Genomic DNA, 19,679 nt, shown 5'->3' with positions numbered 1-19,679 from the left:
TCTGTTTTTAATAAGTTTTTATTTTGAATAACGGTTGACCATATTCAACAAAGTCACCGTCTTTTACGAGAACTTCCACGATTTCGCCTTCTGCCTGCGCCTCAATTTCAGAAAATAGTTTCATGGCTTCTAAAATGCAAATAACTGTATTAGGATGAACTTTGCTTCCGGGCTGGACAAAAGAAGGCATATTAGGTTCGGGCGAACTATAAAAGGTGCCCACCATCGGTGCTGTTATTTCCTCTATTTTGTCGCTTTCTTTATTTACCGCTATTGCCGGAGCAGTGACGTCATCTTTTTTGACAGGGGCAAAATCGGATGGTACACTGTTTTTTTCTAGTACTATTTCTCCGTCACTGAATTTCACTTTAAGACGGTTCAGGGAAGAATGTTCCAGAGCATGCATCAAATCTTTTATTTCATCTAATTCAAACAAAGCATATTCCTCCTGCTAATTTTGCAGCTTGGCATTTACTGCTATTTTAATATTTTCCATATATTTTTCCATTTCGATGAACAGCCTTTCACTCTCTTCGTTGCTGATGAGCTTGAAATGGATATGATCATTGGGCTTCATTTGGGCAATGCGTGCGGCATCAACTGCTATTGCCTGAGCTATGACGGGATAGCCTGCAACGGATTGGTGATCAGCCATCAGTATTATTGGCATGCCCTGAGGAGGAACTTGGATAGTACCGAGGCCGATAGCCTCAGAAATGATTTCCAATGGTTTTTCCGTTTTCAGTGAATCACCTTTTAAACGATAGCCCATTCTGTCTGCATTATTAGTGATAATATAATCAGATGAGAAAAAACTGTATTTTGATTGCTGGTCAAAATATTTATAGTGGAGACCTGCCGTAACACGTATAGGTTTGTGCAGACTTTCCGCAGAAACATGTGTTTTGCCGATGTACCAGCGGGCTTCGGCGAACGACTGGGCGCCGCGGGATAGTAAATGAAAAAGCATTTGCTGTCCGAAAGGGTTAGGCGAGCCTGTATTGAGGCTGTCTCCCTTTTGCAGGGCACGTCCTTTGAAACCGCCGATGCCGGCCCGCATATAAGTGCTTTTGCTGCCCATAACAGCGGTGATATCAAATCCGCCGGCAACGGCAATATAGGCACGGCAGCCTGTATGACAGCTGCCGAATTTCATAATGGCACCTGCTTTTACAGCAACAGGACGCATATAAGGCACGGGCATGCCGTCTATTATCGGTTGAAAATCACCGCCGGTAACAGCAATAAGAGTATCAGCAGTAAATTCTATAGTGGGTCCGAGCAGAGTGATTTCCAATGTGCCTTCATTTTCATCATTGCCGACGAGTATATTGGCAATGCGCATGGAATAAACATCCATGGCGCCGGATACGAGCACACCTATTTTCTGATAACCGTAGCGGCCGGTATCCTGAATACTAGTGAGCAGACCGGGACGGATTATTTGTAAACTCATGATTTATCCCCCTTTAGCTGCTGATATTTTTCCGGTGAAATGGAAATGAACTTCACCATATCTCCAGAATGAAGCAGGCTGGGAGTGAGTGAGTCGGGGCGGAATAAGTCAATTGGTGTGCGGCCGATAAGCTGCCAGCCGCCGGGAGTGCTGATCGGGTAGCCGCCTGTCTGTTTACCGGCTATACCGATGCTGCCTGCGGGAATGGATAAACGCGGTTCCGCTCTGCGCGGTGTGGCGATTCTTTCGTCCATACCGCCAAGATAAGGGAATCCGGGGCAGAAGCCTATCATATAAACTAAATAAGTATTCTGTGAGTGGATCTCGATCACTTCATCGACAGCCAGTTTATTGTGGTCCGCTACGAAGGATATATCAGGACCGTAATCGCCGCCATAGCATACGGGAATTTCTACTGTGTGCGGTTGTGGCTGCGGCAGACGGGAGGCTGCAGTGATATACGATTCGATTATTTCTGAAACGATTTTATATGCAGTTTTATCTTTTGCAGCGTTCTCATTTTTTATAATAAAAGGATTATAAAAAACAGCCACGCTGGTATAAGAAATAACATATTCATAAAATCCGCTAAAAGAATGTTTTTCTATATAATCAGCCAGATTTTTTACTTTTTTATGGATCTGCGGACTTATCTGGTCACCAAAAGTTACTATAAGTCCTGTTTCACCGAGAGGTCTTATAATGTAAGATGTTTTATCCAAAATTTTCCTCCGAGGATAACAATTTTTGAATTCCGCTGGAATGAAAACAGAACAACAAATAAAATCAATCTTTAAATGATTTTATTGATATGCCGGCTTCATTTAAAGCGTTATTTACCTTTTCAGCAAAAAGAAGAGCTTTGGCATTATCACCATGAATGCAGATCGTATCAGTCTGTACCGATATTTCACTGCCGTCTGACGTTGTTACAGTTCCTGTTGTAACCATTTGCAGCACCTGAGAAATAGCTGTTTTATCATCAGAAAAAACAGCACCTGGCAGATTGCGAGGCATCAGGCTGCCGTCAGGCATGTACGCTCTGTCGGCAAATACTTCACTTGCTGTTTTGAGACCTGCATGACTGCCGGCTTTTATAAGTTCGCTGCCGGCAAGACCGTATAAAATGAGACTGCTGTCTATATCATAAACGGCATTGGCAATACCTTCAGCCAGCGCTGCGTCCTTAGCCGCCATATTATAGAGCGCGCCATGCGGCTTGACATGCTGTATTTGTGCGCCTGCTGCTTTGACAAAAGCATATAAGGCACCCACTTGATAGAGCGTTATTTCATAGGCATCCTGCGGTGTTATGTTTATATTGCGGCGGCCGAAGCCGTTCAGATCCATAAGACCGGGATGTGCGCCTATCGCAGTGTGATTTTCAAGAGCCAGAGCAACTGTTTTGTGCATAACATGAGGATCACCGGCGTGAAAACCGCAGGCTATATTTGCTGAGGAGACATATTGCAAAACAGCACTGTCGTTGCCGATTTTATATGCACCAAAACTTTCGCCAAGATCGCTGTTTAAATCTATTTTTTTCATAAAAGACAATCCTTTCTCAAATTATGATCAGCTGAAGAAATGATAGGTATTTATCCGATGACTAACCCGTTCTAATATTCCCTGGATAATTTCGTACTATTCAGGAGGTGTCAAAACGCTGTCTGAATTAAGTCCTCATTTATAAAACATAACAGTTTAAATTTGATTTTTATTGACCAAGAGTAATGAAGAGTAATTATAAAATATATATTATAATTATACAATTTGGAAAAGAAAACTGCCATATCCGATATGGCAGTTTTTCCTCAGAATGGTCCTACGCAGCAGAACCGCGTCTTGGAAAATAAATGATATGAACTTTCTCACAGCGTAAAACTATTATGATGTGAAATTATCCAGTCAGCCAAGAAATTGGTTCATGAACGTATGCACACTCATATATCCCATCATGATGACAACTAAAATACCCGTTACGGTCATCCAAACAGGATGGCGGTATTCACCGACGATTTTTCTGCTGTAAGCTCCGACCAATATGGAAGCTAAAGCCAGCGGAAGGATAAAACCATTGATCGTTCCGACGATGATGAGGACTTTTACCGGCTGACCGATGATAACGAAAACAAGTGTAGAGAATATGATAAAGCCAATAATGATTTTACTGTAATAGGCATCGATTTTACTGCTGAAGGATTTTAAGAAGGACACCGATGTGTAAGCACAGCCTATGACCGAAGTAGTGCCGGCAGACCATATAACAATACCGAAAAGTTTGTAGCCAATGTCACCTGCCGCTGCCTGAAAGACCGATGCCGCCGGATTTGCCGGATCAATGGCATAACCGTGAGTGATTACGCCCAATGCACCAAGAAATAAAACTATACGCATGACGCCGGTTATCAATATACCGCTGATGGCACTTCTTGTAGCCTGCGGTATAAATTTTAATCCTTTTATACCTGAATCAAGGAGCCGGTGGCCGCCGGCAAAGGTTATATAACCGCCGACACTGCCGCCTATCAATGTTATGAGAGCCATGATGTCAATTGTGTCAGGCACAAACGTTTTGACCACAGCATCACCGACAGGCGGAAGAGCTGCCACGGCCACAAATACTGCCAAAAGAATGCGGACAATGCCGAATGTGCTGACAAATTTGTCCATGATTTCACCGATCTGTTTAAAACAAAAAATAGATAATGCAATGATGCCGCAGACTATAGCTGCCGCCTTTACCGGAACGCCGAAAAGAACATTAAGACCGAGAGCCGCACCGGCAACATTGCCGATGTTAAAACACAGACCGCCGATAATAATAAGGACTGAAATAAAATAACCGAGACCGGGAAGAACGGCATTGCCGATTTCCTGCCCGCGTTTGCCGGAGGCTACGATGATTCGCCAAACATTTATCTGTACGATGATGTCGATGACCACCGAAGCCAGGATAACAAAACCAAAACTGGCGCCAGATTTTTGAGTGAATACTGTAGTTTGCATCAGGAAACCGGGACCGATCGCCGTTATAGCCATCAGAAAAATTGCACCGATGTAAGAACGGAGCTGGGTCTTTACTTTAAACCGGTCAGCTTCCTTTTGTATTTGATTTTCTGCCATAAAAATCTAACCTTTCCAATTGTTTTAAATGAGAATAATATAAAAACAGCACTTAAAGCAAAATTATTTACTTCAAGCGCCGTTGCTATAAATAATAATATCATTAAAATGACACATTGTAAATTGAAAAAAGTTATCATTTAATAAAATATTTTATTTGAATTATTTTATATATTAAGAAAAGATGCAAATTACAATAATAAATTTAATAAGATTTCAATTTAAATTATTGTCCCGTTCTGATTTAAAATATTTTATATGTTGAAAGAAAAAGGTATTTCAATTTCATCAAAAAATTCTTTATAGATTTTTTTGCGCAGCAGCAGAAAGTCATAACCATTTCTGTCACGCGGTCTGGGCAGTTCCACTGGTATGATCTTTTTGATAGTCGCCGGCCTGTTGGACATGACTATTACACGATCACTGAGGAATATGGCCTCGTCAATGTCATGAGTAACTAACAATATAGTACTTTTTTCAGTCTGCCATATACGAGTTATTTCCTGCTGCATATGAATACGTGTTATTGCATCCAGTGCACCGAAGGGTTCATCAAGCAGCAATACCTTAGGATGGCTTATGAGGGCACGGGCAATACTCACACGCTGCTGCATACCGCCGGATAATTGCGAAGGATAAGCATCAGCAAAACTTTCCAGGCCTACAAGTTTAATATGCTTTTGGACATCGTTCTTATCATCTTTCGACAATTGCTTATTTTCCAGTCCGAAAGTAATGTTTTTATATACTGATAACCAGGGGAATAAGCGTGCCTCCTGAAAAACAATGCCGATGTCGTGGGTGGAGTATTGCAATTCATGCCCACCCAATAAAATACTGCCGGCAGTCTGACTGCTGAGGCCGATAATCAACTTCAGCAATGTACTTTTTCCGCAGCCGCTTGGACCGATAATACTTACAAATTCACCCGGAGAAACGTCCAGATTTACATCATTGAGAACATCAATTTTTTTATCCTTGATAAAAAAAGATTTACTTATGTTAAGCAATGACAATTTTTCTAAGTTTTTCATATTTTTCTTGTCACTTCTTCCTGGTAAATATTAGTATTCCACCGCAAAAGATGACGTTCGGCCATCTTTACCAACTCTTCGATGACTATACCCGTCAGCCCGATGGAAAACACTCCTACCAGAACGATATCAATCTGAAATAATTCACGGGCGTACATGATCATATAGCCAATACCTGCTGAAGCGGCAATGAGTTCAGCTGCTATCACACTTCGCCAAGCTACATCAATACCGATCCGTATACCCGTAAAAATTTCCGGCAGCGTTGAAGGCAGTATCACGTCAAGCATTGTTGTCTTGTAGTCTTTTCGTAAAACTTTAGCCACTTCCAGATATTTCTTATCCACATTCCTTATTGCCTGAACTACGCTGACTAAAACTGACCAAAAGCTGCCGATGGATATTGCCGCTATTTTGGAAGATTCATCAATACCCAGCCACAATATTAATACAGGAATCCATGCGATGACTGGAATAGGTCTTAAAATACCAAAAATAAAGCGGACTGATTTTTGCAGATTTTTATTTAATGCAACCTGAATACCGACAATTATACCTAAACTGACACCAATGAAAAATCCTTCTGCAACGCGTATTATACTGATAAGCAGGTTTCTTACCAGTTCGCCGTTAGACAGAAGAATGAAGAATTCTTTTATGATCCATGAAGGTGATGGTAAAAATTTGGTTTCTATCAGGTTGAAACGACTGCAAGACTCCCATATAAGCAATAAAATTAAAGGAACTATTATCGATAAATAATTTTCAGTGAACCATAAATATATTTTTTTCATGATATTATCCTAAATATAATTTATTAACGCAGCCAATAAATTATATTTCATAATTGGCTGCGTTCAATTTGGATTAACTTAATTGAGGAAGGATTGATCTACAAAATCATTTATATCAAAATCTTTTTTTATCTTTCCGTCGGCCTTCATCAAATCTTTTATTTTAGTGAAAGTATTGAGATCGTCCTGTGTGAAATATATATCCCAATTAATTGTCTGCAACGATTTTTTCAATGGAGCCTCCGGTATTTTGCTATCATCGGCTATCAATTTCAGGGATTCGTCGGGATGTTCCTTCAAATAGGTGACAGTATCATTGTGTGCCTTTAGAAATCCCTTGACCAGATCGGGATGTTCTTTAGTAAATTCAGTCCTCATTAAATATACGCCGGCTGTTTTTATAATGCCTTTGGAGCTGATCAAAGTTTTACCTGCCTGATCAAGTTCGATATCGGCAACAAAAGGCTGCCATGTAACAACTGCATCGACATTACCGGCCTGCAAGGCGGTTTTTTGATCAGAGGTGGTCATATTTACTATATTAAAATCATTTTGTGTCAAATTATTTTGTTCGATGAGAAACAGGAAAAAAACATAAGCACCTGAACCAAGCTGAACACCGATTTTCTTACCTTTAAGATCGTTCAAGGAGGAAATATTTGCATCGGGACGAACTAACAGGCTGTAATAATAATCATCCGAGTAGGATCTGCCTACTGCCTTTACATCAATGCCATTGCCTTTAGCCGAGATCGCAGGAAGCGGGCCCATGTTGGCCACATCGATCTGCCCGCTGGCGAGTGCCTCATTCATCGGCGGCCCTGCTAAAAATAGTCTGTATTCTATTTTCACATTATCTTTCGCAAATTCATTTTCTAAAATCTTCTTTTGCTTTTGCAGGACAGTCAGTGAGCTGCTGGCCTGATAACCTACCCTTATCACTTTGGTACTGCCGTCCTGAGCCGGCTGGCTGGTCTGTGCCTGTTGAAAGGATAAAGCCGCCTTGATACCGGCTATGACTACTATCGCTATTAATATACCAATAATGACCTTTTTCATATGTATGCTCCTGCTCTGAATAATTTATTTGCGAATTATATCATGCACTGGGATATAATCTGGTTAACACAAATTCCTGCTGACCGAGGACCTCGGCTGCCGTATACTGTCCGCGAGCCGCAGCAGTGAGAGCATCAAGAACTTTATCAGCAGCTTGATCCAAATTGATTTCATGAGTAAGTACACTGCTGATATCTACATCGATATGCTCTGACATTTCGGCTGCTGTTTTAGGATTCGCGGTAATTTTAATTACTGGGACTATCGGATTACCGACAATATTGCCTTGTCCCGTAATAAATAAGTGTAATGCTGCTCCCGCGGCGCCCATAAGTGTTATATATTCTGCCGCAGCTGATGAGCTGTCCATAAAATGAAGACCTTTAGTGTGCGGTTTTTCTGCCAGATCGAGCACACTTTGGATAAGAATTTTTTCCTTGCGGCCGGCTTTTTGAATATTGCCTAAAGCTTTTTCTTCTATAGTAGTGAGTCCGCCGGCAATATTGCCTTCGGTAGGCTGTGAACCCAATAGATCTTCTCCGCTGGCTTCGATAATTTTCAGGTAGTTGCGATGAATTTGCAGGTATTTATCACTTAATTCTTTTGAAGCAAAATGCTGCGCCAATATATGTTCGGCACCAGTGGTTTCTGATGTTTCGCCTATTATAACTGTGCCGCCTTCATTAACTAAATGCTCTGCAACACGGCCTGCTGTCGGATTTCCAGCCAGACCACTGGTAGTATCGGATTCACCGCATTTGAAACTTATTATCAAATCAGCCAAATTTGCTTCTGTTTTTTCCTGTGCGGTGGCAAATTGAACGAATTCTTTTGCTTTACGGGAAGCTCGTTCGATTGTTTTAAGCAAGCCGTAACCTTCGATGCCAAAATATGCCACCGGTTTTCCGGTTTGGGCAATCCCGTCGGCAATTTTTTTTGCCCAGTTCGGCTCAATCCCAATGACGATAGCAGCTGCAACATTAGGATTGGCACCATTTCCGATCAGAGTACGAAAATGCAGATCAAGGTCTTCGCCAAACTGCAAACGTCCATACGGATGGGATAAAGCTATGGTGCCGTTTATTATTTTTGCAACAGATTCGGCGGCGTTATTTGACAGATCGTCAACAGGAATAATTGCTACATAATTGCGTATTCCCAAACTGCCATTTTCTCTTTTATATGCCAAAATTTTTTTACTCATATCTATTATCTCCAGATTTTAATTATTTTTTTACCCAATGGATACTTTTCAAATTATGTGTATGAACCCAGCTGCCTTGGTTGATATCCTTAAAGGCACGACCAATTTTTTCTCCGTATTCGATTATAAATTCACCGGATTTTATAGAATTCAGAGCTATCTTATGACCAAGAGGAATAGAATCAGCAGCGGTTATATTAAGAACACCCTCATCTGCCAAAAAAACACCCTTGACGAATTCGCCCTTTTTTATATCGGTTATTGCGACACCAACACTGTCTTTTTTTTCATGAACTAAAAATTTGTGGTAGGCCATATTATAATCTCCTGTCATTTTTGATAATTCGCCTGATAAGCGAGTTTTATTTATATTTTTTCCGGATATTGTAAAAAAGCTGTTTATAAAATCCTGGCGAGATCAGAATCAGGATGATTGCCGCAGCGTCTGTAATCGTCATGATCAAGACGCAACTTATATTTTTTCCTGAGAGCATGCAGTCCCGAGGCCAATCGAATGTAATATTCCAGTGAAGCGTTTTTTTGATTGCCTATTATTGAGCCCGGACGGGGTGACCAGACGGTAAAAACAGTGTTGACTCCATCTGCAGCGAGGTCCTCAGCTTCTTCCAGAACATTTTTTAAAGCTTCATCTTCGCTTTTAAATCCATAAGGCTGCGCAAGTTCTATTCCAGCAACGATGCAGGTATTTACATAACCGCGGCCAAATATAGGAACAGCTTCCTTAAGTCTTTTTTTCCATTCTTTGTAGCCCACCCAATGAGCTTTTCCGGGACAAAGCCAATTGAACAAGCGCTCGTTAAGTACTTCAATATCAGGAGTGTAGCTTAATATACCTGTCTGCTCATAAAGTCTGCCAAGCTGATCCTGATTAAAAGCCGTAGCAATTAACTGACTGGGGAATTTTTTTGTTTTGAAATTTTTTCCGACGGCTTTTAAAATTTCAATATAATAATCAGTTTCACGGTCAAAAGCATTGACACCGTTGAAATCAGAGCCGGATGTCAAACAAATTGCGGTAAAACGGCCTTTTTGTTTTAAAGCTTCACTGATTGTTTCTTCAACATCTTCTGGCTTTAAGCGTGTAGGCATGCTTAGTTCTTTTTTTTGTTTTTGCAGGTTATTAACAATGTCGCAGAACAGACAATTTTGTTTATCGCTCCAGAAAAAACAATAGCGGTTGGGCATTATGTAAATGCGCTGAGGTCTGGCGCTGGCTATTAAATTCATTGGTATGCCGCTTTTTGTGGTTTTGTCATAAAAATCGGGTTTTGTCCAATATTCTATTTCTTCAAGCTCGTTCTGTCCGTCTACAAGAGTCAATTTGTCATTTCTCAGATCAATTATATAAGGGTTCTGCTCCAGCGGAGTCGGTGTAGTAAGAACAGAGGTGCCGTCACGCAGCATAAATGCTTCAGGCCGATGGGTCAGAATACCATCACGTGTTCCGAAAATATGTGTACCGGCTAACTGATGAACAGTAGGATCGGCTTTTTTCAAAGCTTCATGAGTATAATAAATGCCGCGCCTTTGGATATCTGTTTTTAACATTATAAGATATGGAAACTGCGCATATTTTTGAGTGAGGCTTTTTAGTTCACTGGATAAAGGATATTCAGTGCTGATTTTGTTTTTTAATGAAATTGATACCAATATATTCTCTCCTTATAAAGCCAGTCTGTCTAAATGTTTAAAATAAGGTCTTTGGGCACGTTCTTCTTTTTGTCGTACCGATAAAGTCTCATTGACAACTGCATCCGGTTCAAAGATCCATATAGCAGCCAGATCAGTGTCATTATGTTTTTGCAGAGTTTCAGTATAAAATTTTTGAAATACGGGGCCGCTGACGATGCATTTTACCGGAGTGACATTTATTTGATATGAGGTTTTATTTTCGCTTAAAATAAGAACAGTAACAGAGTTTTTAAACCACATACTGAAAGTCAAATTTCTATTTGTAGTAGATGACTCCAGATATTCCAGATACAGCAGCTGATCATCGCAGATCTGCAGAGAATCCTTTATTACAGTGTGGATTTGATTATTCTCATTTATGGTTGATAAAATTTTTATAGTGCTTTCCTTTTTTAACAGTTCGTAAACTTTTGGATTTAATAACATTTTTTACTCCTTTGCTTTAATAATTTTTGATGTGAAATAATATCGTCAAATAAAAAAAATAAAGACCAGGCGCATGCCCAGTCTTCATTTTTATGATCAACTGTGTAGAATAATTGATTGTATATGAGATAATCACGATCAGCGATAAATTATGTACCAAAATAATAATAGCATTTTTAGAATAAAAAGTATGTCGCAGAAACGACAGTGTACAGATAAATTTTTCATATTATAGATGATATCTAATAATATTTTGCAAAAAAAGTATTGGGATAGTGAATATACTTCATCGCATAAACATATTTTAATTGAATTATTGCAAATTTGATATGAGTTTGATATAATAACCATCAGTAGATGATATTAATTATCATTAGGTACAAACATTATTTATTTGTAAGGAGGAATATTATGTCGTTGATTAATAAGGAAGTCGGTGAATTTTCTACTGAGGCGTATATTGATGAGATGTTCACTACTGTAAGCAAAAAAGATATTCTGGGCAAGTGGTCGGTATTTTTCTTTTATCCTGCTGACTTTACTTTTGTGTGTCCTACAGAACTTGAAGATCTGGCAAACACATATGATAAATTCAAGGAAATCGGTTGTGAAATATATTCTGTTTCATGCGATACCTATTTTGTTCATAAGGCATGGCATGATGCTTCGGATACAATAAAGAAGATAAGATTTCCTATGCTGGGTGATCCCACAGGCACCCTTGCCAGAGATTTTGATGTACTTATTGAAGATTCGGGAGTTGCTGACCGAGGCTCATTTATAATCAATCCGGAAGGAAAGATTGTTGGCTATGAAGTAATTGAAGGCAGCGTCGGGCGTAATGCGGAAGAACTTCTGCGCAGAGTGCAGGCAGCGCAATTTGTAGCTAAACACGGCAGCGAAGTATGTCCTGCCAATTGGCATCCTGGCGCAAAGACATTAAAACCGGGCATTGATTTGGTCGGAGAAATATAGAACCTGTAATAATAATCAAGCTGTAATTGTGTCCGCCTCAAAGCGAAAGAAATGAGCGGACCATATATAAGATTTCTGTCGGCTGATTTTGCAAAAAGCACCCTTTAGAACAAGTTATTTGGGGTGATATCCATAAGTTAGATTTTAGGTTTAACTTTATGGAATCACTTCAATTGTTCTGAGGGGTGTTTTTTTGCTGCTGTTTGCTGGTAAAAACATAACTTAGTGAAATTTTTATTTTGCAGAAGAACTTTTATTTTCTATAAGCATAGAGTATACTAAATTTATCTGATGATTAATACTAATAATATTAAATTTTTCGAAAACTATAATGATATAAAAGACTTTTTAAATAAAAAATGACAAAAAATTTTTATTTATTTTAGTTTAAACAGGCTGAGTTCTATTCTTTTTTTTCATAAGTGATAATGTCAACTGACTGGTATATCAATATTTTCCGAATATCTAAAGCTTTGCAAGTGTATACAGCTAAAAAATAATTTGAAAGCAGGTTGTATTTATGATTGAGGACAGCAGTAAATTTGAAATTACAGATGAGTTAAAAAGCAAAATTGAAAAAATTTTGGACAATCATTATCATGATTTTACTCAGATTGTCGGTATCCTTCTTGATGTGCAGGATGAAATACCGCAGCATTATATTCCTAAGGCGGCAGCATTTTATATTGCTGAGAAATTACCGTTGAAATTATCGGTAATATATGACTGCATAACTTTTTATGACGCACTCAATGAGGAACCGCGCGGCCGTTATCCCATCGAAATTTGTGACAGTGTTGCATGTAAGGTAAACGATAACGATTTTTTATTAGGGTCACTAAAAGAACTTTTAGGTATAGATTTTGGTACAGTAACCTACGATGGAAGATTCACGATAGAGAAAGTTTCTTGTTTTGGTGCCTGTGATCGTGCACCTGCGGTGAGAATCAATAAAACGGTATACGGACCGTTGAAAACAAAAGAACAAGTACGCAAATTGCTTGAGCAGTTTGTTTGAATTATCTGGAGGATTGTTTATGCAGAAGATTAATTATATAACAGAAAACTTTGGTAAGTACGATGTCTTTTCCATAGATTCATATATGAATATTGGCGGGTTTCAGTCTTTGCAGAAAGCGATTGATATGGAAGGGGAGGACATTGCCGCAGTTTTATCAGACGCGGGGATAAAAGGACGCGGCGGTGCGGAATACCCAATGGGCAGAAAATGGAGCCAGGCTCGAGCGGTAAAGAGACCGCATCATTGTGTCATTTGCAACGCGGATGAAGGCGAAACATGTACTTTCAAAGATCGTGAACTTATTACAAATGATCCATTTAATCTGATCGAAGCGATGGTGATCGCAGGCTGGGCCGTTAATGCGGAGGATGGTTATATTTATATGCGCGCTGAATATTCTCATCTGAGGCCAAGACTCATAAATGCTATAAAGCAGGCAAAAGAACGCGGTTTTTTAGGAAAAAATATTCTGGGTACAGGATGGGATTATGATGTACATTTATACAGCGGCGCCGGTGCTTATGTATGCGGAGAAGGAACGGCGCTTATTCGTTCTATAGAAGGAAAGGCGGGAAGACCGCGGATGAAGCCTCCTTTCATGAAGCAAAGCGGACTGTTTGCCCGGCCAACATGTATCAATAATGTGGAGAGTCTGTCTATTGTGCCTCATCTTTTGCATGATGCGGTGCCGTATATGCAGGCAGGAACGAAAGAGTCAATAGGGACAAAAATGGTCAGTGTGGGTGGAAATGTCAATAAACCGGGAGTATATGAAGTTCCCTTTGGTATAACAGTGCGTGATATAGTTTACGGGCTGGCGGGCGGAATACAGGAAGATCACAAAATCAGATTGATACAGTTTGGCGGTGCATCAGGAAAAATATCGGATGACCGTATACTTGACATATCATACAGTTATGAAGATTTTGCAAAAAATAATTTAATAATCGGATCAGGGTCAATATTGGTAATAGATGAACGCACCAGTGTCATAGATTTTCTGCGTTATACGCAGGATTTTTTCCTGCATGAAAGCTGCGGACAGTGCACGCCGTGCCGTGAAGGCAACAGGCATATAAGAATATTTCTGGAGAAAATAAAAAATGGGACTTATACTGATGAAGATATACAGACGATGAAAACCTTTGCCAGAGTTATGCCTATGTCATCTTTGTGCGGGTTAGGAGAAACGGCGCAGAATGCTTTAAAATCGGCATTTGATGTTTTCCCTGAGGTTTTTGCATCAAAAACACAAACGGAGGCTGTTGGCTGATGGAAGAAAAGATTACCTTAAAAATAAATGGTATGCCTGTGGAAGTTAAAAAGGGGACTAAGATATTGGAAGCAGCTAAAGTGCTGCACATTGATATTCCGCATTTGTGTTATCATCCTGATCAGAGAGTCAAGGCCCGCTGCCGTATTTGTTCTGTGGAGGTGGTAGGGAAAAAACGCCTTTTGGCAGCTTGTGCCACTGAATGCTGGGACGGTATGGAAGTTTTTACTGATACAAAAGTAGTACGCGATACACAAAGAGGGATTTTACAGCTGATAATGGCTGACCATGAAGAAAATTGTCTGACGTGTCCGCGTAATGGAAATTGCGTGCTGCAGCATTTATGCAGTCGCTTTAATGTACTTCGTCCTAATTTGACACATGTTGCCGAATCAATACCAGTGAAAACGACTAATCCGAGCCTTGTTCATGATCCGGAAAAATGTGTGAAATGCGGGCGCTGTATACGTGTCTGCAAGGATGTGCAGGGAATAGAGGCAATTGGTTTTGCGGGAAGAAGTACGGGTCTGAAGGTTACTACTCCTTATGAGGAGGAATTTAATAAGACTGACTGTGTCTTATGCGGACAATGCACAGTTGTCTGTCCTGTCGGAGCATTAGTAGAAAAAGACGATACAGACAGGGTTTTGGATGCTATCTTTGATCCTGATAAAACTGTTATAGTGCAGACGGCTCCTTCTGTGCGTGTGGCGCTCGGTGATGCATTTGGGCTGCCGGACGGCAGTATCGTGACGAAGAAAATGGTTTCAGCGCTTCGGATGATTGGCTTTGATAAAGTATTCGACACAAATTACGGTGCGGATCTGACCATAACGGAAGAAGCAGGGGAACTCATTGACAGGCTGAAAAATAATAAAACAATGCCGATGACGACATCCTGCTGTCCGGCCTGGGTCAATTTTATGGAAAAGCACTATCCCGATAAGATCGCACATCTGTCTACAACAAAATCTCCTATGGCTATTTTTTCAGCTATAGCTAAAACACAATATGCCAAACAGGAAAATATAGCTTCGAAAAATGTCTTTTCGGTGGCAATTATGCCATGCATAGCAAAAAAATATGAGGCGAAACGTCAGGAATTGACACAAAACGGGCTTTTCGATACCGATGCAGTTATAACGACACGTGGATTGATAAAGCTCATAAAATATATTGGTATAGATTTCAATAATTTGCCGGAAAGCGAGTTTGATAACCCCATGGGCGAGTCTACAGGCGCCGGAGCTATTTTCGGAGCCACCGGCGGTGTTATGGAGGCAGCTTTGCGCACGGCTTATGAATGGATGACGGATAAGCCGATGCCTACACTGGAATATACACCTGTCAGGGGATTTGAGGGTATAAAGGAAGCCCAGGTGGAAATTGGCGGGCATAATTTAAAGATCGCGGTAGTGCACACTTTGAAGAATGCCGCACTCATCATGGATAAACTGCGTGACGGTAAATGCGACTATGATTTTATTGAAGTAATGGCCTGCCCCGGGGGGTGTGTAGGCGGCGGCGGACAGCCGGTGACTACTACTTTTGCGGCTACAAAAGAACGCATAAAAGCACTTTATACGATAGATAGAAGCAGCAAATTGCGTAAATCACATGAAAATCCTTATCTGAAAAAATTATATGCTGAATTTTTGGAGGCACCGGGCAGTGAAACCGCACATAAACTGCTGCACACGCATTATCATGCAAGAGAAAAGGAATTTGATTTTAGCAAATGAAGAAGATAGAGCGCAGGGCAGGTAATATGCAGGTTTTATCTGGAAACTAATAATTTATGAAGAAGCTGTTTTAGAAAGAAGACGATTTTGTGTATGAGGCCAAGTCAGAACATGCAGATGATTTTATAAACCATGAGGAAGTTATGGAAACTCTCGGCTATGCGGAGAAAAATAAACATAACCGGGTGATGCTTGAAGAAATTTTAGAAAAAGCGCAAAAGAACAAAGGACTGTCGCATCGTGAAGCTTCCGTGCTTTTAGCATGCGATATACCGGAGTTGAACGAGCAGATTTTCAAATTGGCAAAAAAGATAAAAGAGGACTTCTACGGGGACAGGATAGTTTTGTTTGCACCTTTGTATCTGTCCAATTATTGCGTGAACGGTTGTGTATATTGCCCTTATCATGCAAAAAATAAACATATATGCCGACGTAAATTGACGCAGGAGGATATAAAGACAGAAGTAATAGCCTTGCAGGATATGGGACATAAACGTCTTGCCATAGAATGCGGCGAAGATCCTGTGAATAATCCCATTGAGTATATACTGGATAGTATCCATACTATATATAATATAAAGCATAAGAATGGTGCCATACGACGTGTGAATGTCAATATTGCGGCGACTACGCTGGAAGAGTACAGAATGCTCAAAAAAGCACAGATAGGAACTTATATTCTTTTTCAGGAAACGTATCATAAAGAAAATTACGGGAAACTTCATCCGACAGGCCCAAAACATAATTACGATTATCATACAGAAGCTATGGACAGAGCGATGCTGGGCGGTATAGACGATGTAGGCTGCGGCGTGCTGTTTGGACTGTCTACATATAAGTATGAATTTGCCGGCCTTTTAATGCATGCGGAGCATTTGGAGGCACGTTTCGGTGTGGGACCGCATACAATAAGTGTTCCACGCATAAGGCGGGCTGAAGATATTGATCCGGAGACCTTTGATAATGGCATATCCGATGATGTTTTTGCTAAAATAGTAGCGTGTATACGAGTGGCTGTGCCTTATACAGGCATGATAGTTTCTACACGTGAAAGCAGAAAATGTCGCGAAAAAGTATTGGAACTCGGTATATCACAGATCAGCGGCGGTTCGAGGACAAGCGTCGGCGGTTATGCGGAAGAAGAAGCAGAAGAGGATAATTCCAAACAGTTCGATGTCAGCGATAACAGAAGTCTTGATGAAGTGGTTGACTGGCTGATGGAACGTGGTTTTGTACCGAGCTTCTGCACAGCCTGCTATCGTGCCGGACGTGTAGGTGACCGCTTTATGAGTTTGTGCAAAAGCGGTCAGATATCGAACTGTTGTCTGCCGAACGCACTGCTGACGCTCAAGGAGTATTTGTGTGATTATGCAGGGAATGACACAAAGGCGCTTGGGCTTAAAGTAATAGACAAGCAAATAGCGCATATCACTCGGGAGAACGTAGTTAATAAAGTTCGCGAGGAACTCGCGCTTATTGAAGACGGAGCGAGAGATTTTCGTTTTTAAGTGAGCTTTTATATACAGATAAAAAAGTGAAGGAGAGCTTTTATGGATTTGAATGCCACACCTTCGGCGAATCGTACGCATATAGCCTTCTTTGGCGTAAGAAATGCCGGCAAATCAAGTGTTATGAATGCCGTTACAGGGCAGAATATAGCCATTGTTTCTGATATCAAAGGTACAACGACAGATCCGGTGTATAAGGCTATGGAACTTTTACCGCTGGGACCGGTGACAATTATTGATACACCGGGAATAGATGATGAGGGCACATTGGGACAGCTGCGTATTGAAAAAACCAAACAGGTGCTGCGTAAGACAGATATTGCCGTGCTTATTGTTGATGCGGCGAAAAACATGACCTCTGCTGATCATGATATGTTGAAACTGTTCAAAGAGCAAAAAATTCCTTATGTCGTTGCGTACAATAAAATAGATAAAGGTACTGTTCCGCCAGTAAATACAGACAATGAGCATATAGTATTCATCAGTGCAAAGGAAAACAAGGGGATATTTGAACTTAAGGAACGTTTGGCCCATCTTGTAAAAAACGAAGATGAAAAAACCTTGCTTAAAGATATAGTATCCTCGGATGATACAGTCATTCTGGTGATACCCATTGATAAGGCAGCACCGAAGGGGCGGCTTATTTTACCGCAGCAGCAGACCATACGGGAAATACTTGATGTAGGGGCCACTGCGGTAATAACACAGGATGATAAGCTGGCGAAAACAATTTCAGAACTCAACGTGAAACCTAAATTGGTGATCACAGACAGTCAGGCCTTTGAAAATGTGAATAAACAAACACCGAAGGATATATTGCTGACATCTTTTTCCATATTATTTTCACGTTATAAGGGGAATCTTCTTTCACAGATGAAGGCTGTAAAAACTTTTGATTTTTTGAAGGACGGCGATGAAGTATTGGTCGCTGAAGGCTGTACACATCATCGGCAATGTGATGATATAGGTACGGTAAAACTGCCCCGCTGGATAAAAGATTATACTAAAACGGAACCAAAGTTTGTATTTTCCAGCGGAACACAGTTCCCCGACAACTTAGAAAAATATAAATTGATCATCCATTGCGGCGGGTGCATGCTCAATGAAAAGGAAATGCAGTACAGATTAGCTTGCGCCAAAAAGCAGAAGGTGCCGATGACCAATTATGGAACGGCCATAGCGTATATGAACGGCATATTAAAACGTTCGGTGCAGGTGTTTGCCGACATTGATGAGCATTATACCGATTTTTAAGCAGAGATAAGAAAATAGAGGAGTGATATGTATTGCCGGAGCGGAAGAGATTATGTACCTGAAAACAAAAATGGGCGGCTGCACAAATAAAATGCAGCTGCCCATTTTTTGACGGTGTATTATTTATTCTTTTATATGAGCGGACAGTCCGGTCTTACCGACAGCAATATGATCTGCGAGTACATGATGGTCCGGATAATCTCCGTCATTTTGCTGGCGGAAAGCAATAGGTGTCTCTTCAAAGAGATGCTCAAGACGTGACTGCCAGGCCGATTCAGCTGACACTACATCAGTCTGAGTGAGCCGAACCGTTCCATAGACCGCATAGGTTGGCAATACATCCATACCCGAGAAAAAAAGCATTCCGTGCGTGATCGGGAACAGGAGTTGATTCAACGGTCCATTGATACCGCGCGGTGAATAATCCTTTTCTGACCCGCCTGCACATACTGATAATATAGCCCGTTTTCCTTTGAAACCGCCTTCACCATATCGGAAACGATTTCCCGCATCTTTATAACCGTAAGCCAAACCGTAAGCGAATACCCGATCTATCCACCCCTTTAAAATTGCCGGCATACTAAACCACCAAAGAGGAAAATGAAATATAACGGCATCTGCACAAAGGAGTTTTTTTTGCTCTGCTGTAACATCGGTTGTCTGTTGATTTGTCAGAAAGGCATGCCTTGATTCGTCAATGAAGGATAAGCGTTCGGAAAGAACTCTGCCGGGAAAATCATCTTTATCAAAAACTGCCTTCCATTTCATATTATAGAGATCGGATATCATAACATTGTCTCCACGATTCTGAAATGTTTGTTTTGATACATTAACCAATTGACATGTTAACGATGTTGGTTCCGGATGTGCAAAAACGATTAGTATATTTTTTTTCATAATTTACCTCATTCCTCATTTGCATTTTGCAGACAATACTTAAATAAAAGCTGATTGTTTTTATATATATTTAATACATTTATTATCAGGCACAGGCCGATCTTTGTAAATACACACAATAAAGTCACTGAATACTTACTTGCAGGTATGTACTGAAATCAACAGAAAAATGTGCAATAATAAGTGTGTCAGCTGAA

The 19,679-nt window shown here is 40.5% G+C and carries 19 protein-coding genes; 6 read left to right on the top strand and 13 right to left on the bottom strand.

Annotation, left to right across the window (positions count from 1 at the left end; all coding sequences use genetic code 11):
• Positions 1-7: 7 nt before the first annotated feature.
• From accB to I6758_RS10305, 12 genes are all read right to left on the bottom strand, one after another.
• The gene (gene accB, locus I6758_RS10360; RefSeq protein WP_196605183.1) at positions 8-436 is read right to left on the bottom strand and encodes an acetyl-CoA carboxylase biotin carboxyl carrier protein; all 429 of its coding nucleotides are present in this window, start codon (positions 434-436) and stop codon (positions 8-10) included.
• A gap of 15 nt (positions 437-451) precedes the next feature.
• Positions 452-1,456: a 5-oxoprolinase subunit C family protein gene (locus I6758_RS10355; RefSeq protein ID WP_196605182.1), complete on the bottom strand. Its 1,005-nt coding sequence runs from the start codon at positions 1,454-1,456 to the stop codon at positions 452-454.
• Positions 1,453-2,178 (bottom strand): 5-oxoprolinase subunit PxpB, encoded by a 726-nt coding sequence (pxpB, locus tag I6758_RS10350; protein WP_231038627.1) that lies wholly within the window; start codon positions 2,176-2,178, stop codon positions 1,453-1,455. Before pxpB ends, I6758_RS10355 begins: the two co-directional genes overlap by 4 nt.
• Before the next feature lie 64 nt (positions 2,179-2,242).
• Complete coding sequence (locus I6758_RS10345) at positions 2,243-3,004, bottom strand: LamB/YcsF family protein (protein ID WP_196605181.1); 762 nt, start codon at positions 3,002-3,004, stop codon at positions 2,243-2,245.
• Positions 3,005-3,364: 360 nt separating this feature from the next.
• Positions 3,365-4,582, bottom strand: coding sequence for an NRAMP family divalent metal transporter (locus I6758_RS10340; RefSeq protein WP_196605180.1), 1,218 nt, complete (start codon positions 4,580-4,582; stop codon positions 3,365-3,367).
• Between the two features lie 254 nt (positions 4,583-4,836).
• A complete protein-coding gene (locus I6758_RS10335) occupies positions 4,837-5,616 on the bottom strand; it encodes an ABC transporter ATP-binding protein (protein ID WP_196605179.1) in 780 nt (259 codons plus the stop codon).
• Complete coding sequence (locus I6758_RS10330) at positions 5,613-6,410, bottom strand: ABC transporter permease (protein WP_196605178.1); 798 nt, start codon at positions 6,408-6,410, stop codon at positions 5,613-5,615. Before I6758_RS10330 ends, I6758_RS10335 begins: the two co-directional genes overlap by 4 nt.
• A gap of 78 nt (positions 6,411-6,488) precedes the next feature.
• Positions 6,489-7,469 (bottom strand): ABC transporter substrate-binding protein, encoded by a 981-nt coding sequence (locus tag I6758_RS10325; protein WP_196605177.1) that lies wholly within the window; start codon positions 7,467-7,469, stop codon positions 6,489-6,491.
• A gap of 40 nt (positions 7,470-7,509) precedes the next feature.
• Positions 7,510-8,673 (bottom strand): UxaA family hydrolase, encoded by a 1,164-nt coding sequence (locus tag I6758_RS10320; RefSeq protein WP_196605176.1) that lies wholly within the window; start codon positions 8,671-8,673, stop codon positions 7,510-7,512.
• A gap of 22 nt (positions 8,674-8,695) precedes the next feature.
• Positions 8,696-9,007, bottom strand: a complete 312-nt coding sequence (locus tag I6758_RS10315; RefSeq protein ID WP_231038626.1) for a UxaA family hydrolase — start codon at positions 9,005-9,007, stop codon at positions 8,696-8,698.
• 65 nt (positions 9,008-9,072) lie between these two features.
• Positions 9,073-10,344 (bottom strand): radical SAM protein, encoded by a 1,272-nt coding sequence (locus I6758_RS10310; protein WP_196605175.1) that lies wholly within the window; start codon positions 10,342-10,344, stop codon positions 9,073-9,075.
• Between the two features lie 12 nt (positions 10,345-10,356).
• Complete coding sequence (locus I6758_RS10305) at positions 10,357-10,812, bottom strand: hypothetical protein (protein ID WP_196605174.1); 456 nt, start codon at positions 10,810-10,812, stop codon at positions 10,357-10,359.
• A 411-nt stretch (positions 10,813-11,223) separates the two neighbouring features.
• On the opposite strand from I6758_RS10305, the gene ahpC reads away from it, so the two are divergent.
• From ahpC to hydF, 6 genes are all read left to right on the top strand, one after another.
• Positions 11,224-11,787, top strand: a complete 564-nt coding sequence (gene ahpC, locus I6758_RS10300) for an alkyl hydroperoxide reductase subunit C (protein WP_196605173.1) — start codon at positions 11,224-11,226, stop codon at positions 11,785-11,787.
• A gap of 520 nt (positions 11,788-12,307) precedes the next feature.
• Positions 12,308-12,805, top strand: a complete 498-nt coding sequence (locus I6758_RS10295) for an NADH-quinone oxidoreductase subunit NuoE family protein (RefSeq protein ID WP_196605172.1) — start codon at positions 12,308-12,310, stop codon at positions 12,803-12,805.
• Positions 12,806-12,824: 19 nt separating this feature from the next.
• Positions 12,825-14,081, top strand: coding sequence for a complex I 51 kDa subunit family protein (locus I6758_RS10290; protein WP_196605171.1), 1,257 nt, complete (start codon positions 12,825-12,827; stop codon positions 14,079-14,081).
• Positions 14,081-15,823 (top strand): NADH-dependent [FeFe] hydrogenase, group A6, encoded by a 1,743-nt coding sequence (locus tag I6758_RS10285; protein WP_196605170.1) that lies wholly within the window; start codon positions 14,081-14,083, stop codon positions 15,821-15,823. The genes I6758_RS10290 and I6758_RS10285 overlap by 1 nt, the downstream gene beginning before the upstream one ends.
• An 89-nt stretch (positions 15,824-15,912) precedes the next feature.
• Positions 15,913-17,331: a [FeFe] hydrogenase H-cluster radical SAM maturase HydG gene (hydG, locus tag I6758_RS10280; protein WP_196605169.1), complete on the top strand. Its 1,419-nt coding sequence runs from the start codon at positions 15,913-15,915 to the stop codon at positions 17,329-17,331.
• A 42-nt stretch (positions 17,332-17,373) separates the two neighbouring features.
• Positions 17,374-18,585: a [FeFe] hydrogenase H-cluster maturation GTPase HydF gene (gene hydF, locus I6758_RS10275; protein WP_196605168.1), complete on the top strand. Its 1,212-nt coding sequence runs from the start codon at positions 17,374-17,376 to the stop codon at positions 18,583-18,585.
• A 123-nt stretch (positions 18,586-18,708) separates the two neighbouring features.
• On the opposite strand, the gene I6758_RS10270 is transcribed toward hydF, so the two are convergent.
• Positions 18,709-19,482: an NAD(P)H-dependent oxidoreductase gene (locus I6758_RS10270; protein ID WP_196605167.1), complete on the bottom strand. Its 774-nt coding sequence runs from the start codon at positions 19,480-19,482 to the stop codon at positions 18,709-18,711.
• Between the last annotated feature and the right edge of the window lie 197 nt (positions 19,483-19,679).

The sequence above is a fragment of the Pectinatus haikarae genome, from assembly GCF_015732185.1.
Taxonomy (GTDB): Bacteria; Bacillota; Negativicutes; order Selenomonadales; family Selenomonadaceae; genus Pectinatus; species Pectinatus haikarae.
The sequence above is the reverse complement of the archived record's forward strand: the minus strand, read 5'-3'. Positions and strand labels throughout refer to the sequence as shown.